Below are 15,666 nucleotides of genomic sequence, written 5' to 3' on the forward strand. Positions count from 1 at the left end.
ATATTTTTTGTTAAGTAATTTATTCTCTGCTTTTCCACGTATTGTATGAACGCTTAATAACTTGTATATTTAATTTTTTAATTAGTGGGCCGGTAGCTCAGCCTGGAAGAGTGCTCGGTTCGCACCCGAGAGGTCCCGGGTTCAAATCCCGGCCGGTCCATTATTATGATGACCGATGGGCGGCTTGAATTATGATGATCCATTGTAGCACTGATAAAAACACTGGAATAAATATGAATAAAGAGGAAGATATCACAAACTAAGGACTACGTCAGTCTAGTTATCATCGATATTATAGTTTAGTACCGATATAGAAACATTGAATGCTCAATCTTGAGTAATTTGATGGAAGTGTTTACCCGTGGCGTAACTTCTGCTTACTTTTAACCACTTCTAATTCCGCCACGGGCACCCCTCTTGAGGGCTCATACACACTCACCCTCAACTCATTGGGGCTAGTCGAGGGAAACACCACTACCCTCCCATCCGTATTTGTCGCCCCCAATACCTCGTGAGCATAGCCCGTCATCAGTATGGAGTTCATCAATTTATAATGTAGAGGAAATAATATATAAACATAATCATAATAAAGATCATATTGTGAAATGATTAAAAGTATTTAAAAGTTATGCAAATGTGTTACAGTCTTTAGAAACCTTGCAGCCTCATATTCTATAGTCACGTTTTAGAAGGAAGTTGGGATTGTGAAGAAAGGAGTGATTCCTCATAGCGATTTTAGGCTAGAAAGAGAATAAGGGAAACAAAAAAGAAATTTGAGTTAGCAGTTTCGAACGGGCTGTAAAGTTTTTATAGAAGTTCATTAGAGAAGAAAACTTAGATGAATCACCCAATGTTCATATATCACGAATAGGTAATGCCAGAAATAAGATGTATAAGGTTTTCCAAATAGTGAATGGGTGTAGTTATCCGGTAAGGGGTATAGGAGGGTGAACAAGTTTGTCCGTGACTTTGGTGTAGCTGAAGGGCAAAGGACTAATATTATATCATGAAATCTTATGAACCTAAAACTCCATGGGAAAAGTTAGTTATGGTTTTATTATATTTATCTCTTTGCATTTTGCGATACATTCTGAGATATCTACAAATTTCCATTGACTATTTAATGAGAAGCACTCACGTATGCAAGGATCTTCTACTTTTGGCATATAATCACCATTGTTAATTTGATAAATGAGATAGAAAAAAATTTTTCTGTTAGGATGTAAAGGAAAATTGATATGAAAGAAAAGGTAGGAAATATAGAGCTTGAAGTTGAGGCGATAGTTGAGATTAACGGAAAGGACTATAAGGTTGTAAATGTACCTAATGCTGATGAATATAAGGGATTTCCTCCCTCATGGGAGTTCGTGAAATCACATATGCTAACATGGAGACCTTATTTTAAGGCCAAGATGATTGAAATTAATAATCAACTTATTCCCGCAGTAGAAGATTTTTTACTTAATCTAGACGAGGATATGTATGATCTACTATTGGATATTTATTATACATTTAAAGTGAATAAACCCTCCATAGAGACTAACATTAGCACAGTGCTTACTAGGCAAATAGACAAGCTTGAGGAAAAATTTGGAAGGAGATTTAATGAAGAAGAGAAAACGAAATTATACATTAAGTATGGAATAGAGGTAGCAATATTAAGAGATATTGGTGTGATAAATTGACAGTGATAACGTTTACTGCAGAAGGTAGATTAGATGGAGATAAAGTCATTGTGGATCTGAACGGGACTGAGATAAAGGTAGGCTTATTAGGCTCTGATAACCCTACCCCAGAGGAATTCTGCCTAGCTTCTGCAATATCTTGTCTTATCTTGACTGTTTACTATATTGCGAGAGAAAAAGGTGTTACTATCAATTCTATTGAAGGTTACATTGAAGGAAAAATGGATACTAAAGGGTTTCAAGGAGTAGAAGAGGTTCCTCCAGGTTTATTGGAGGTTAGTTATGAGTTAATAGTTTATTCGAAAGATAGTAGAATTAGCGATATATTAAAAGAAGCTGAAGAACGATGTCCAATGAGGGATACGTTAACTAGAAGTGTTAAAGTAAATATTAACTGGAAAATTAAAAGTTGACTTTTTTAGTTATTAATTTATTTTTATGTGGGGATACTAATGACAGTCGAAGAGAGCATATTGGGAACTGGAGAGAGGGAGAGAAGAGAAATCGTAGGCTATATTCAGATGCTTCTAGATTCTATTAACGATTTAATGGTAAAATATAAGCAAGAATTAAAGAATATGGGTGTGATTAATAGACTAGGAATTCTAACCGAGATAATAACCATGCATAAGTATAATCCAGAAGTATACATGGGAAATTACTGGGAGGAATTATTAAGTTTAATCAATATTATTAAACAAGACCAGAAACTTGCCAATGAGGTAAAGGACATAGAGGAATTGATTGAGAAAATAAATAGTCTGAAGGAACTGGTTAAATTTTAATTAGAAATTCAGGTAAGACCTCCTTTGCCTTTTTTAAGTGTTTTTCTATTTCGCCTTTAGCTAGTTGTTTAAAGGGTCCCTTATACCACTCTTTCATTTTTATCCTACTTCCAGTACCTTCTGACATTATATAAAAGTCAAATCCGAATGAAACAACAAATAATGGGATTTTTTGTGACGCATAATATCTAGCTATGTACCTATTATCATCGAGTTTTACACTATATACAGTTAAAGGAGTATCCCAACTTATGACCCACTTAATTCTTAATAGGTATATTCTTTCTCTAATGCTAGAAACTGCTTTAATTTGCGGTATAAATAATGTCAAAATTGCTGGATTCAGAATTTTTTCATTAACACTCTTGGGCGGTAAAGGTACAAGAAAATCGGTAGCATCACTTACAGACCCTTTTACTTCAGTACTTTTCTTTATTTTTACAGAATATACTCCATCTTTTTCGTATTCTTCACACTCGTACTCCAATTCATGACATAGATCTTCTATCATATTTTTCCCATCTTTATCCACTTTGAATACAATCTCAGTATCATCAGATTGTAGATTCTGCACAACAATAAACTTCCTAACATTGGCATCTTTTTCTTCTGTCAAATCAATCTCTTTCATACATGTATTATGTTTCTTTTATAAGTAAAAAAGCTTTTCTTTTCTTTTACACTACTATATATCTATTAAATATTACTATTTGACTTTAAGTAATGTGGAATATTAAGAAAATAAAGTAAAAATTTAAATAACCTCTTGTATTTCAGGTTTACTCATAATTTCCATTATTGCGCTTATTAGATCATTTTCATTGAAACCAAATATTACTGGTTTCTTCTCGTTAAATGTATCAAGAATCGTTTTTCTTATCGCTTCCATATTAGCTGATACTCCCTTTAGTTTATCTTCCAAATATTCTATGAACCCATTTGGTGACATAATGAAGAAGTCACCAGAAATTGATATTTCATCAATTTTCTTATTTGCTATTTTAAGGGTAATTCTTAGCAACTTCCTAGCCTTATAGTCAAGGTGGCAAAGAGCTGCCGCAGACGAAATTTTAACGCATCTCTCCGTGTGAATATCACGATGCCTATTATCTTTGTAAAATATCCATTCCTCTTTAGCTTTTTCGCTTGCCAATTTCTCCCATAATTCTATTTCTTCTGGCGTTAACGTCGAATCCTCAAATTTTATACCTAATTCCTTTTCAAAAGCCTCCTTAAGTTTCTTGTTAATCTCCTCCTTAGGCGGAATATATCCTAATTCTCTCTCTAATGATGTTAACCACTCTGACATATCCTTAGCCATTTTATCCCTAAACTTTTCTGTTGGAACCCTTATACATTTACTAATTAGGTCAATATCTAGACTCAACAAAATGTTGCCGGCTATTACGATTGAATTACCGTGTGTCATCGCGCCATTTCCACTTATTTTCTTTCCATTTACTACTATATCTTGATCTCTTAAATCGGCTTTTAACCCATATGAACGTAAAACGTTTACTATGGGTGTGAGGAATTTCTTATATAATTCACTTGGATTTCTTGGTGCGTCCTCTTGTCTAACAACAATAAAATAATCATGCTCACCTGGTGTTATTACTACTGTGCCTCCTCCTAAATCACGCCTAACGACTGGGATTTTCATCTTTTTAGTAAATTCTAAATCAACTTCTAGCCATACTTCTTGGTGGATTCCCACATTTACAAAAGGCTCTTTAACTGAAAAAACCAATAATGTATTTTTTCCTCCTCTATTTACATAATCCGCTACCGATACAAATGAAGTTACCATGTGATAGCCATCTTGAGGAGGGAGAGAGACAAATCTCCAACTCATTTTATAGCCTCTTGCATGTTAATTTTTCAGAGGCTATTAATTCCTTCAATTTCTGTATAGCTGCTTGGCCACTAAATAGTTGTTTTAACTCCTCTGGATTACTCATCTTCATCTTTACTAACCATCCTTTTCCATATGGATCTTGATTTATAATGATTGGACTTTTCTCAGCCTCTGCATTAACCTCAACAACTTCTCCAGTTACTGGTGCCGGAACTGGTCCAGCCCACTTCCCACTTTCCATAGTGGCTACTGGTCTTCCCTTCTCTACCTTGGTGCCTTTTTTCTTTATCCTTACTTTAACTATCTTTCCTGCCATCGTTTGTGCAAGATCAGTTATTCCTACAACGATTGTATCTGGGCTCTCTAATTTAGCCCAAACTGTGTTTTTACCTTCTATAAAGTAATAAAGATTTTCTGGTATTTCACAGTTCGATTCAACTACCATGTTTGGTCAGTAATATAATAAGTCTAATTAACTAAAAAAGTTTGCTTTAGAAAGCAGTTATCAGAAAAATGAGAATAATGAAATCTTATTTTTCAGATAGCCAGACTTATGATTATGAACACTAAGGAAAGATCGCTGCTTGGAAGCTGGATAATATGGAGTGTTGCATACTATATGTACTATCCGTTTATATCCATCTATCTTTCTCGTTTCGTGGAAGAATCTAAATTAAGCCTATTTTTCGTAGTATTTCAAGCAGTATCCTTGCCTCTTCCGCTAATAGGGGCTAGACTAAGTAAGCGTAACAGAATTCTTCCAATAATTATTGGAATGTTAGTAGGAGGGATAGGTATGATAATGCTTCCTTTTTCTAGAAACATTTTGGAAGCTACAATATTTATGTCACTCAATTACTTCATATCCTTATCGCTTCCCTCTTACTATTCTTTGATGTCAGAAGTTGGTGAAGGTACTATAACTAGAATATGGTCACTATCGATTTTACCTTCTATAATAATGCCTTCATTGGGTGGACTTCTAGCCCAATATTTTGGTCTAAGATTACTTTTTATGATAGGTGGGATAGTCCTTGCTACATCTTTCCTACCTATGGTAAATTCTTCATATAATTCGTCGAGTCAAAGCTTATTGAACTTTAATATTACTATAAGGTCTTTCCTTCCAGCAATTTTAATATTACCTATAGCAATGGAGTTTCCCTATATCTACTTAGTAGTTTATAACTACTTTCATTTAACAAAGGAGTACGTTGGGATAATAGCTACTTCAGCTGAGATTCTTGGTATGTTGTTAACCTATCTAGCATCGAAGCTCATATTTAGAAAGAAATACCTTCTCTCACTATCTCTTTTTCTCTTCTCTTTAACGTCTTTGTACTTTTTATCACCAACTATTGCAATCTTTTTTGGTTGTTGGGAGGTTATAGTACCGCTAACCCTAGAGTATTTTTCATCTAGGAAAACAGTATATGATTTTGCCTTAATTACTACGATGCAAGGTTTAGGCTGGGTTTTAGGATACTTAATAGACTATTTCATCCCAAATATAAGCCTTTTATTATTAAGTAGTAGTCTTATAGCTTTTTTATTAGCCTTGATGATAGTATTTACCAAGGATTGATGTCAATGAACGTTAAAGAGCTAGCAATTCTAACTTTGTTGTCAGAAGGTGAATTAAGCGTTAAAGAAATACAAGAATACGTAAATATATCTAGAAGAAATCTAGTTAAAACCATAAGAAAATTAGAGAGGAAAGGTTATATTCAAGAAAAGGCATATGTAGGTGATGATGTTATAGTTGAAATTACTGAGTATGGGATGGAAATACTATATAAAAATTTTGTATATTTAAGAGGTTTAATAAACGAAATGGAAGATATTTTATGTAGTAAGTTCGACTGTTAATTATGCGAATATATTATAGAAGTCCAATACCCGTTTAAGCTTATAGAAGACTGGATGAGGCTTGTTTCTGGGGTAATATTTTAAATCTCTTAGCAAAGAATCATCAGTAACGTAAACTTTGAGTAAGTTAACCCCGTATATTCCGTACATATAATATGGTGAGACTCTTTCCGCAATTGATATAAAGTCTTCCACAAAATCGCTTATTTCAACTATATAACTGTTTTTATCAGAAACTTCGGAAATCATAGGAATTCCTTCATCCTTAGAGTAACTTTGCAAATCATATTGAGTAACGTAAGATGCATGTATTTCAAAAGCCTTATTATCTCCTTCATATTCTACTAGGAGCGCAATTGGTTTCAGACCTATTAATTTTCTTAATTCAAGTTTTAATTCTTTCTTATCAGTTATCTCTCTTTCATATATAAATACCTTACTTGGTTTCTCATATAGTTTTAGACTAGCTTTCGTTATTACTCCAAATAAACCTTGTGAACCGATTACAGCTCTCCATCTGATTTTGCCAAAAGTATTTATGAAATCTACCCACTCTGTGAAATTCCATGGCGTGCCATATGCCGTAGATATACTTGACATTTCGTTAAGTGCTAGTAGACCACCTATACTTCCATCATAAATTGATGGGAATAAAAGCCCCTTTTGTAACGCTTCTTCTCTTATTTTCTTGACATCAGCCCCACTGTCAGCTATTACCTTGTTTTCACTTATTTCGAAATTGTTAAGTTTTTCAGTTGTAATTATCATTATATCTGGTTTGATTTCCCTCTTTGTATGTGAGCCAAATCCTCTTATCCCTACTTTCTTATTGTCTTTTTTAGATTCACTAATTATCTGAAAGACCTCATTCTCATCAGCTGGGTTTACTTCTAACACAAATATTATCTTAATCAAAAAGATATTTAACCATAAAACCCACCTACCTAGTGTGCCAAAAGTAGCTGTAATTATGGGAAGTAAAAATGACTGGGAATATATGAGAGAAGCTGTAGAGATTTTGAAACAATTCGGGATAGACTATGAGGCTAGAGTGGTTTCAGCTCATAGAACACCAGAATTTATGATGCAATACGCTAAAGAAGCAGAAAAAAGAGGAATAGAAGTAATTATTGCTGGGGCTGGTGGAGCAGCTCATTTGCCAGGCATGGTTGCTTCACTTACAAGTCTTCCAGTTATTGGTGTTCCTATTCCCTCAAAGAATCTAAATGGTCTTGACTCGCTTCTTTCAATAGTGCAAATGCCCTATGGAGTCCCAGTAGCTACTGTGGCAATAGGTGGTGCCAAAAACGCTGCGCTACTGGCAATTAGGATTTTAGGAATAAAATATAAGGAATTAGCAGATAAAATTAAAAAATTCTCAGAGGATATGAGGAACGATGTTCTCAGTACTAGACTGGAAGCCTAAAATTGGAATATTAGGAGGAGGACAGCTCGGCTGGATGATAGTATTAGAGGGTAGAAAATACCCATTTACTTTTTACGTATTAGAGAACGATAAGAATGCTCCAGCTTGCAGAATTGCAGATAGGTGTTTCTCTCCTCAAGATTATAAGGAATTCGTTGATTCCTCAGACGTTATAACATTTGAGTTCGAACACGTGTATGAAAAGGCATTAGAGTATGCTGAGTATAGTGGCAAGCTATTACCTAGACTTAACTCTGTAGAGTTGAAGAGAGAGCGTTATAAGGAGAAGCTGTTCTATAGACAACATAATTTACCAACTCCTAGATTCTATGTAGCAGAGGATGGTGAGGAAGCATTAAAGATATTAAGAGAGGAATTCAATAATGTCGGAGTTATTAAGGAATCTAAAGGAGGATATGATGGTAAGGGGCAATATTTCATCTTTAATGACGTTGAGAAATATCAATTTCTAAGGGAAAAGAAAGAGAAGATGGTCGTTGAGGAGTATGTAAAATTTGATTTTGAGGCCTCCATTATTATAGCAAGGGATAAGAGAGGTGTTTTTATTAGTTACCCTCCAACTTATAATTATAATGAAAAAGGTATTTTAGTTTATAATTATGGGCCGTATAATAATCAGAATATAGTAGAGATTGCAAGAAGGTTAAGTGAGGAGTTGGATTACGTAGGAATTATGGGCGTTGAGGTATTCGTAGTTAACGGTAAAGTTTTAATTAATGAGTTTGCCCCAAGAGTTCACAATACTGGGCACTATACTCTTGACGGCGCTCTAATCTCTCAATTTGAACAACACCTAAGGGCAATAATCGGTATGGAGTTAGGTCCATCTACCATCTTATCTCCTAGCGGGATGGTTAATATTCTTGGTACAGATAAAATACCAGTTGAGGTATTAAAATACGGTAAAGTTTACTGGTACTCTAAGAGTGAAGTTAGGAAGAGGAGAAAAATGGGTCATGTAAATGTAGTAGGGAACAATCTTGAAGAAGTTAAGCAAAAAATTGATAAAATTATGCAACTAATCTATACTAATGGGTTAGATTTATGAGGTTCAGATTTAAAATTTGGATTGAAGCAGAGGACGGAAAGCCACTTATAGGTAAAGGAGGGGTAAAATTACTAAGAGCGATTGAGGAAACCGGCTCTCTTTCCAGTGCTTCCAAATCACTTGGTGTATCATATAAGTTTGCCTGGGAATATGTCAAAAGAATTAATGAAATATTAAGCGATTCTGTAGAAATGAGAAAAGGAGGAAAGAACGCAGGAGGTTCTAAGGTTAATGAAAAATTAGATAAGCTGTTAAATATTTATGAGGAGGCACAAAAGGAGATTTCAGAAATCCTTGAAAAATATAATAAAAAGATAAATGAAGTATTAAATCAAGAAGGGGAAAAAGCTTAGTAGTAATATTACTTTATACTCTTAAGTGCCTTAATTAAAGTGGACGCAAAAGCAGGTAGATCACTAGGGACTCTAGATGATATTAGATTTTCATCTACTACTACATCGTTATCAACGTAAATTCCTCCCGCTGCTATTACATCATCTTTTATTGAGTTAACTGACGTTAGTTTTCTTCCTTTTACTAGATTAGCTGAGATTAAAATTTGAGGACCGTGGCATATTGCAGCTACTGGCTTCTTTAATTCAAAGAACTTTCTCGTAATATTCTTTACTTCTTCTAATGTTCTTATATGCTCTGGGCCTCTTCCGCCTGGAATAACTAATGCTATATAATCTTCCGGCCTTACGTCCTTAAATGCTATGTCAGAAATTACAGTATATCCATGCTTTCCGATAACCTTACTATTAGCCTCTTTCCACGCTATTACAGGTTTGAAACCCTCTTCCATAACTCTATAGAAGGGATATAATAACTCTATATCTTCAAACTCTTCTCCAACTAAGAATAATACCTTTTTAGAGTCCATAATAGCATATAACTTATATTTTAATAAAAAAGCTTTCTAAAACTAAACTTTATTATACTCTAAAAACTCATTCTTGTTTTATCGTTCCTTAATCATATTTTTCCATTTCTTCAGTTCTAGATTCGGTATAAATAGCTGCGTAATAACACGTATTTCGATTTCGCTTGCAATAATTATATCCCATAAGTATGGTAAAGGCGCTAAAGAACATAATAGTCTAGCACTACCAAAGAAACTAATGATACAAATTATGAGTAGCGGTTTAGGAAAAATTCCCTTACTTACCTTATATCTTATAATAGGTAGGGTAAATTTTCTATGGCAGATATTGCGTATAATGTTAAAAGTGATTCTCAGAAAACTTATTTTTTAAGGAAAGAGAAGATTGTATAATGTAAATTAAACGTAAATTTCAAGGAAGTCGTATATGAGTGTCAAACCTACTAGCCAATGAATAACTTCTCCACACCCTATAGGATAAGATTTATTATATCTCCTCTGACTGTTATGGATAAGAGTATTTAATCTGGTTTTTGAAGAGTTAAATTTCTATTCATTTAGAATCTTCATTGGGCTTATTTTTATAACTCAAAGAAGGGTAAATTCCTACATTATATTTTACTTTGAGCTCTTTTTAAGTTTAAAACTAAATAGTCTGTTGTACTTGGTACATGAAAATTTATAAAGTATATAAGTGTATATACTTCTATGGGTGAAAGAGAAGCCAAAGGAGCAAGAGATTTAGGTATTTCTTCAGATAAACAATTAAGGAGAAGCTTAGGAAAATTTGAGCTATTATACCTCTCATTAGGAGGAATTATAGGATCTGGATGGTTATTTGCATCTTTAAGTACAGCAGCTTATGCTGGCGGTGCAGCTATATTGAGCTGGATAATTGCTGGAATTTTAGTAATGTTTGTGGGTTTAGCTTATGCTGAAATAGGTGCAGCAATTCCAAAAAGTGGTGGAATAACAAGATATCCGCATTATACTCACGGAGGGCTAGTAGGGTATATAATTACTTGGGCTTATTTCCTTTCCGCTGCATCAGTGCCAGCTATTGAGGCAGCAGCAGCAATAGAATATATAGGATCTTATTACCCTCAGCTAATAACTTCTGGAACTTTTGATGGAACTACCGTAACAATTTTGACACCATTAGGCATAGGATTAGCTGGTCTATTGTTAATTTTCTTCTTCTTTTTAAATTACTTCGGAGTTAACATTTTAGGAAAAGTGACTCATGGTGCAGGTTGGTGGAAATTATTGGTGCCAACAATAACTTTTTTAGCATTATTAGCGTTGGACCTGCACTCAGCTAACTTTACATTAGGTGGAGGTTTCTTCCCATCTGCACAATATGTAAAAGGAGGTTCCTCTGGAATTTATGGTTTTAGTGCAGTTCTCTTTGCTATTCCTTCTACCGGAGTAATTTTCGCTTATCTAGGATTTAGACAAGCAGTAGAATATGGGGGTGAAGGTAAAAATCCCAGTAAAGATATACCATTTGCGGTGTTAGGTTCATTACTTATAGCTATTGCGTTATATACGTTACTTCAAGTTAGCTTTATAGGAGGAATAGATTGGAGCAAATTATATCTTGTTAATAAGACTACTGGTATATTAATCCCCGTTGTACCAGGGAATTGGTCAGCATTAAGTACAGCAGTCACAGCATCTAACGTCTCAATATCTTCTGGCCCATTCTTAGTTCTAACTCAGATTGCCCCAGTCTCTGGTCTAGCTGCAGCGTTTTTCACGGCTTTAGCGGTTTTATTAACTATTGATGCTGTAGTTTCACCATCCGGAACTGGATGGATTTATACTGGAACTTCAACTAGAACACTATACGCATTTGCTAGTAATGGTTATTTACCAGAAATTTTCTTAAAGATTGGAAAGACTAAAATACCAACTTATTCACTAATTGCAGCATTAATAGTAGGTTTCATATTCTTACTACCATTTCCATCGTGGTATGCTTTAGTAGGTTTCATATCTTCAGCGACAGTATTAACTTACATTATGGGCGGAATTGGATTAGCAGTCTTAAGAAAACACGCTAAGGAATTAAATAGACCATTTAGAGTACCCGCATCAGTAATAATTGCACCAATAGCAACACTAGCAGCTGGTTTAATAGTTTACTGGTCAAGTTTTGCTATTCTCTTTTACGTATTTACTGGAATATTCTTAGGTCTTCCATTATTCTTTATATTCTATTCCAATAGAATATTAGGGATAAATAAGGCATATTCAATAGTTGTTGGCGTTATTAACTTAGTAATAGATCTAGTAATGGCATTCTTGTTATTTGATGAGACTAGCGGACTTGGTGCTGCTAACAATCTCTTCTTCGGAATTTATATAGTAGTTATTGCAGCTATGCTAATTGGCGATATGTTATTCTTGCTGAAAACTGTACCTCCAGATGTTAAGAGAGAAATTAATGCCGGATGGTGGTTAATTTACTTTATCTTAGCAATTTACATAATATCATATTTTGGAGGATTTGGGCTATATACTATAATACCATTTCCATATGATACTATAGTTGCTGCTATTGTAATACTCATTGGATACTTCTGGGCTATAAGAAGTGGTTTCAGAACTCAAGCAATTCAAGATATAATTCAGGCAACTAGAGAATAAAGTAGTTAGATAATCAAGCAGTATAAAATATTTTTTAAGTTATAATTCTTTATTTATTTTTAAATTATAGGGGCGTTCAGTAATAAATCTTTCGGTCGAATTTTGAGCATAGTGTAAGTTACAATTGCCACGCAAATTGAAAGAGATCCGCGTGGCGATTAGGGTGTCACTTTACCTCATAAGGTTTATTATTGTACCAAACACTCCACACTATCCTAGCCAACTTCCTAGCTAAGGCAGTGTACAACTTCTTACCCTTCAGTTTGTCCTTGTGGGTTTCGTAGAACTTAAGGAGAGTTGGGTTACGCGAATATTGAGTCTCGGCAAGGAAATAAAACAAGCTACGCAAATACTTGTTACCCCTCTTGGAGATACCCTTTCTAACCTCAATCCTACCACTCCTCTCAACCACCGGGTCTAAACCGCAATAAGCAACGAAGGATTCAGGTCTTGGGAAGCGCCTAATATCACCCACAATCCCAATTATAATCCCAGCTGCCAGTTTCCCTATTCCGGGAATCGTGAGTAACACGTGGTCTTGAGGCACATTACTCTCTATCATTTTCCCCACCTCCTTCAACTCTTCTCGTGTTTGAAGTAGTATCCTAGCTAGGACTTGAATCTCACGTAGTACTGTACCAGTGTATTCCAGTTGATACAGTTTTACGTCAGAGAAGTCTCCCTTAGAGAACTTCTCCAATCTCTCCTCGCTCAACTTCTCCTCGTCGTTCACGAGGAAGAGAGCTCTCCTTAACCTGTTCTCTTGTTTTGTTTGGGCATCCTTCATGAAGAGGTAGAGTGATACGAGCTCTCTCAAGGGGTTGTAGGTGTCTTTAGTCTTATTTACCATGTTTTCAAGTTTTTCTGCGTCGTAAAAATCTTTTTCCCCTTACATCCTTTTCTTTCCATAGCAAGACTGACTAATAGGACTTTCACTCCTTGAAGTATTGGCAAGGTCTTGTTGAGTATACTCCAGGGGGTTCTATCACAGTGATGTCTGGCTTCATGGTTAGTATTTCTTCGTAGCTCTTCTCGTTGTTCGTGAATTTCCTCACCCTCCCCTTACTTGTTACCAAGTGTTCCTTGGATACGTCTATTCCAATTACCCCTACTCTTGTGTCACACCTATATTAGTGAACGATGTTCAGTCCGACGGTAGCTTCCGGTATAAAAATCTTTCCGTTAGTATTTTGGAAAAGTTCTTAGACTATGATCTAGTGGTATATCCTTTGCCTAAAGCTATAAACTTTCTGAAAGCACTAGTGAAAATCAAGCATAGTCCTCACTACTTATGCAAGGATAACTCTACTTATCACTCGTTAGCGTTGAATGATTTGTTATAGTACAGTACGGCCCAAGTAATAACAGCTAGCACAAGCAACAATCAACTTCTTACCCTTCAACTTCCCCTTGTGCCCCTCATAAAAACGCCTAATTACGGGGTTAACTCTAATAGCACTTAGAGTTAGAAGATAGAAAGCCCTCCTCAAAACAGCATCTCCTAGAAATACCCCTTGAAACAACACTCTTACTGCTAGACTTAACAACTGGATCAAGATCACAATAGGGGTTTGGGCTTCATAGGATTTCATGATATTTAATATCAACCCTCAGCCCTTGGGCTTCACCGAAGTCGCGGACGTTCATCCCTCTCCGCCCCATTAGCGGGATAACCCCAACCCACACCCGCGCTATTTCACGGATGTGAGGAAAACCGCACATCTTGAGATAAATATTCAGTGACGCGTTCAGTTGCCTATCCAACTTGAACCCACACCTCTCACACTCAAAGGTCTTACCAACCTTTCGGGATACAAACCCACATCTGGGGCAAGACCTCGAGGTGAGGTGTGGGTTCACTTCCTTAACGAAAGAACCGTAAAGCGGAGCCTTGTACTTCAACACTCTATGTATACTCCTCCAAACAGTCCTAGAAATCTTCCTCGAAAGAGAGCCATTAGCATCCTTAAACATACTCTCTTTGTTAAGCTTTTCCACAGCGAAAAACGTCATGGGGTACAAGTCCAACAAAGTGTTTACAAACTTGTGAACGAAGTCCAGAACGCGATTCCTCTCCCTATGCGAATACTTCCTTAACAACTCTCTCCCCCTCTTCGTGTGCTTTGATGCAAATGATTGCACCTTAGCCCTCTTCACCTCCATAGAGTACTTAAGGGAGTACAACTGCTTCAGAGAGATTGTAACGAATTTCTCACCATCATAAGCATCTAGAGTATAAAGGTTGGAGTCAATAGCTAGAAAGTTCACTGGTGTTACCCACGGTAACTTGTAACGAAATGGCAAATACACTTTCTCCTCCTTAATTATAGGTTCGCCAAGTTCCAACTCCCTAACCCTTCTTGAGAACCATGACTTACTCCACGGGAAGGTGATGTACTCGTGAGGTCTTACAGTTATTCTAACGCTTTCCCCCACAACCTTCCTCAGAGTCGTCTTTATCCTAACGTAAGCCTTCTTCACCCTTGGTTTTTCAATCGAAGCTCTCCCCTTTATGGCCCTTTTCCTCCACGACTTCAAGATCGAGAATGCGTCATTAATTGCCTTATCGACGTAGTGTGACGCGAGGTGGTTGATCTTCTCCAACTCTTCCCTAAGTGGTTTGTACACTTCCTTCTTCTTCGGTAGTGTTATCTTGTAATTACCGTTCTTTTTTCTTACTTGTATTTTCGTTAAATTCCACAGGTAGTCAATTGCTTTCTGTAGTAGTGTTCTGTATTCTTTAATTAACTCTTTGCTCTTCTCCCTCTCACTATTCTTGATAGAGTACGTGAAGTGCACGTATTCCTCTTCCGGTTCAAATTTTCTAATTCTTAAGTTCTTCAGCACATTTCTTCACCTTTTCGTATTTATGACTCCTCATACCATACAGTTTCCCACTGAATGAGACTAGTGTTGAGACTAAGTCTTCAACCAATTCTTCTGGTGTCTTGTCCTCTTGGTTTATTACTACTATTTCACAGCCATGTGCTTTATAAGTCTCCTCTAGGATTTCGAAGCCGAATCTAACAAGTTTGTCTGGGTAAGCAACAACTACGCGTGATACTTCGTTATTTAATATCATTCTCAACAACTTCAAGAACCCCTTTCTCTTCATGTTTAACTTGGAACCTATGTCAGTGATTACTTGGTCGTACTCCTTGACCTGTTCCTCTAGGTACTTAACTTGGTTTACTAGATCGTCTTTTTGTGTGTTTGATGATACTCTAGCGTAAAGTATTACTTTTCTTTTTCTAATAATTCCCATTAGCCTCTCTATGTCTTCTTCTCTGAATCTTTGTTTTCCGCTCTGTAGTATAACTGGTTTTATGTATCCTTTCTTAACGTATTCTCTAAGTGTTGCATAGGATATTCCTAGTCTTTGGCATGCTTCCTTAGGTCTTAGCGTTGTATAAGAGTTTGTGGCAAAATAATATAAACT

15 protein-coding genes, 1 tRNA gene and 4 pseudogenes are annotated in these 15,666 nt (G+C 35.8%); 10 read left to right on the forward strand and 10 right to left on the reverse strand.

Features of this window, described 5'->3' with window-relative positions; all coding sequences use genetic code 11:
• The first annotated feature begins 86 nt into the window (after positions 1–86).
• A tRNA-Ala gene (locus SSOP1_RS05370) sits at positions 87–160 on the forward strand.
• A gap of 195 nt (positions 161–355) precedes the next feature.
• Here SSOP1_RS05370 and SSOP1_RS17885 read toward each other — a convergent pair.
• A pseudogene (locus tag SSOP1_RS17885) lies at positions 356–550 on the reverse strand (hypothetical protein); the annotation flags it as partial.
• 688 nt (positions 551–1,238) lie between these two features.
• Between SSOP1_RS17885 and SSOP1_RS05380 the strand changes: the two are divergent.
• Genes SSOP1_RS05380 through SSOP1_RS05390 form a run of 3 tightly spaced genes read left to right on the forward strand, consistent with a single transcriptional unit; the run spans position 1,239 to position 2,470 of the window.
• Complete coding sequence (locus SSOP1_RS05380; protein WP_009989897.1) at positions 1,239–1,685, forward strand: hypothetical protein; 447 nt, start codon at positions 1,239–1,241, stop codon at positions 1,683–1,685.
• Entirely contained in the window at positions 1,682–2,098 is a 417-nt protein-coding gene (locus SSOP1_RS05385; RefSeq protein ID WP_009989896.1) for an OsmC family protein, read from the forward strand. Before SSOP1_RS05380 ends, SSOP1_RS05385 begins: the two co-directional genes overlap by 4 nt.
• Positions 2,099–2,137: 39 nt before the next feature.
• Entirely contained in the window at positions 2,138–2,470 is a 333-nt protein-coding gene (locus SSOP1_RS05390; RefSeq protein WP_009989895.1) for a hypothetical protein, read from the forward strand.
• On the opposite strand, the gene SSOP1_RS05395 is transcribed toward SSOP1_RS05390, so the two are convergent.
• The 3 genes from SSOP1_RS05395 to SSOP1_RS05405 form a co-directional block, all read right to left on the reverse strand.
• Positions 2,460–3,101, reverse strand: coding sequence for a hypothetical protein (locus tag SSOP1_RS05395; RefSeq protein WP_009989894.1), 642 nt, complete (start codon positions 3,099–3,101; stop codon positions 2,460–2,462). The genes SSOP1_RS05390 and SSOP1_RS05395 overlap by 11 nt on opposite strands.
• 123 nt (positions 3,102–3,224) lie before the next feature.
• Positions 3,225–4,325 carry a lipoate--protein ligase gene (locus SSOP1_RS05400; RefSeq protein ID WP_009989892.1) on the reverse strand — a complete coding sequence of 367 codons (1,101 nt, stop codon included), beginning with the start codon at positions 4,323–4,325 and terminating at the stop codon, positions 3,225–3,227.
• A 1-nt stretch (position 4,326) separates the two neighbouring features.
• Positions 4,327–4,773 (reverse strand): glycine cleavage system protein H, encoded by a 447-nt coding sequence (locus SSOP1_RS05405; protein ID WP_009989890.1) that lies wholly within the window; start codon positions 4,771–4,773, stop codon positions 4,327–4,329.
• 114 nt (positions 4,774–4,887) lie between these two features.
• Here SSOP1_RS05405 and SSOP1_RS05410 point away from each other — a divergent pair, with 114 nt between their 5' ends.
• Together SSOP1_RS05410 and SSOP1_RS05415 are read left to right on the forward strand one after the other, a co-directional pair.
• Positions 4,888–5,913: an MFS transporter gene (locus SSOP1_RS05410; RefSeq protein ID WP_009989889.1), complete on the forward strand. Its 1,026-nt coding sequence runs from the start codon at positions 4,888–4,890 to the stop codon at positions 5,911–5,913.
• The gene (locus SSOP1_RS05415; protein WP_014511614.1) at positions 5,913–6,197 is read left to right on the forward strand and encodes a MarR family winged helix-turn-helix transcriptional regulator; all 285 of its coding nucleotides are present in this window, start codon (positions 5,913–5,915) and stop codon (positions 6,195–6,197) included. Before SSOP1_RS05410 ends, SSOP1_RS05415 begins: the two co-directional genes overlap by 1 nt.
• On the opposite strand, the gene SSOP1_RS05420 is transcribed toward SSOP1_RS05415, so the two are convergent.
• Complete coding sequence (locus SSOP1_RS05420; RefSeq protein ID WP_009989887.1) at positions 6,198–7,112, reverse strand: FAD-binding oxidoreductase; 915 nt, start codon at positions 7,110–7,112, stop codon at positions 6,198–6,200.
• A 34-nt stretch (positions 7,113–7,146) separates the two neighbouring features.
• Here SSOP1_RS05420 and purE point away from each other — a divergent pair, with 34 nt between their 5' ends.
• The 3 genes from purE to SSOP1_RS05435 are packed head-to-tail and all read left to right on the forward strand — an operon-like array spanning position 7,147 to position 9,045.
• The gene (purE, locus tag SSOP1_RS05425) at positions 7,147–7,623 is read left to right on the forward strand and encodes a 5-(carboxyamino)imidazole ribonucleotide mutase (protein WP_009989885.1); all 477 of its coding nucleotides are present in this window, start codon (positions 7,147–7,149) and stop codon (positions 7,621–7,623) included.
• Positions 7,595–8,692, forward strand: a complete 1,098-nt coding sequence (gene purK, locus SSOP1_RS05430; protein ID WP_009989884.1) for a 5-(carboxyamino)imidazole ribonucleotide synthase — start codon at positions 7,595–7,597, stop codon at positions 8,690–8,692. Before purE ends, purK begins: the two co-directional genes overlap by 29 nt.
• Complete coding sequence (locus SSOP1_RS05435; RefSeq protein WP_009989883.1) at positions 8,689–9,045, forward strand: winged helix-turn-helix domain-containing protein; 357 nt, start codon at positions 8,689–8,691, stop codon at positions 9,043–9,045. Before purK ends, SSOP1_RS05435 begins: the two co-directional genes overlap by 4 nt.
• An 8-nt stretch (positions 9,046–9,053) precedes the next feature.
• Here SSOP1_RS05435 and SSOP1_RS05440 read toward each other — a convergent pair whose 3' ends face one another.
• Complete coding sequence (locus tag SSOP1_RS05440; protein WP_009989880.1) at positions 9,054–9,575, reverse strand: type 1 glutamine amidotransferase domain-containing protein; 522 nt, start codon at positions 9,573–9,575, stop codon at positions 9,054–9,056.
• Between the two features lie 708 nt (positions 9,576–10,283).
• Here SSOP1_RS05440 and SSOP1_RS05445 point away from each other — a divergent pair.
• Positions 10,284–12,227, forward strand: a complete 1,944-nt coding sequence (locus SSOP1_RS05445; protein ID WP_010923185.1) for an APC family permease — start codon at positions 10,284–10,286, stop codon at positions 12,225–12,227.
• 166 nt (positions 12,228–12,393) lie between these two features.
• Here the strand turns inward: SSOP1_RS05445 and SSOP1_RS05450 are convergent.
• The 4 genes and pseudogenes from SSOP1_RS05450 to SSOP1_RS05465 form a co-directional block, all read right to left on the reverse strand.
• Positions 12,394–13,357 (reverse strand): annotated as a pseudogene (locus tag SSOP1_RS05450) (IS110 family RNA-guided transposase); the annotation flags it as partial.
• A gap of 182 nt (positions 13,358–13,539) precedes the next feature.
• Positions 13,540–13,793, reverse strand: a pseudogene (locus SSOP1_RS05455) (transposase); the annotation flags it as partial.
• A 12-nt stretch (positions 13,794–13,805) separates the two neighbouring features.
• Entirely contained in the window at positions 13,806–15,074 is a 1,269-nt protein-coding gene (locus SSOP1_RS05460) for an RNA-guided endonuclease InsQ/TnpB family protein (protein ID WP_010923187.1), read from the reverse strand.
• Positions 15,052–15,630 (reverse strand): annotated as a pseudogene (locus tag SSOP1_RS05465) (IS607 family transposase); the annotation flags it as partial. The gene SSOP1_RS05460 and the pseudogene SSOP1_RS05465, both read right to left, overlap by 23 nt.
• Positions 15,631–15,666 lie beyond the last annotated feature (36 nt).

The organism is Saccharolobus solfataricus, from assembly GCF_900079115.1.
Lineage (GTDB): Archaea > Thermoproteota > Thermoprotei_A > Sulfolobales > Sulfolobaceae > Saccharolobus > Saccharolobus solfataricus.

What these genes read in the sequence shown, in the direction of transcription:
- SSOP1_RS05380 (WP_009989897.1), top strand. Translation starts at nt 1,239, where the DNA reads ATGAAAGAAAAGGTAGGAAATATAGAGCTTGAAGTTGAGGCGATAGTT.
- SSOP1_RS05390 (WP_009989895.1), top strand. Translation starts at nt 2,138, where the DNA reads ATGACAGTCGAAGAGAGCATATTGGGAACTGGAGAGAGGGAGAGAAGA.
- SSOP1_RS05395 (WP_009989894.1), bottom strand. Translation starts at nt 3,101, where the DNA reads ATGAAAGAGATTGATTTGACAGAAGAAAAAGATGCCAATGTTAGGAAG.
- SSOP1_RS05400 (WP_009989892.1), bottom strand. Translation starts at nt 4,325, where the DNA reads ATGAGTTGGAGATTTGTCTCTCTCCCTCCTCAAGATGGCTATCACATG.
- SSOP1_RS05405 (WP_009989890.1), bottom strand. Translation starts at nt 4,773, where the DNA reads ATGGTAGTTGAATCGAACTGTGAAATACCAGAAAATCTTTATTACTTT.
- SSOP1_RS05410 (WP_009989889.1), top strand. Translation starts at nt 4,888, where the DNA reads ATGAACACTAAGGAAAGATCGCTGCTTGGAAGCTGGATAATATGGAGT.
- SSOP1_RS05415 (WP_014511614.1), top strand. Translation starts at nt 5,913, where the DNA reads ATGTCAATGAACGTTAAAGAGCTAGCAATTCTAACTTTGTTGTCAGAA.
- purK (WP_009989884.1), top strand. Translation starts at nt 7,595, where the DNA reads ATGTTCTCAGTACTAGACTGGAAGCCTAAAATTGGAATATTAGGAGGA.
- SSOP1_RS05435 (WP_009989883.1), top strand. Translation starts at nt 8,689, where the DNA reads ATGAGGTTCAGATTTAAAATTTGGATTGAAGCAGAGGACGGAAAGCCA.
- SSOP1_RS05440 (WP_009989880.1), bottom strand. Translation starts at nt 9,575, where the DNA reads ATGGACTCTAAAAAGGTATTATTCTTAGTTGGAGAAGAGTTTGAAGAT.
- SSOP1_RS05445 (WP_010923185.1), top strand. Translation starts at nt 10,284, where the DNA reads ATGGGTGAAAGAGAAGCCAAAGGAGCAAGAGATTTAGGTATTTCTTCA.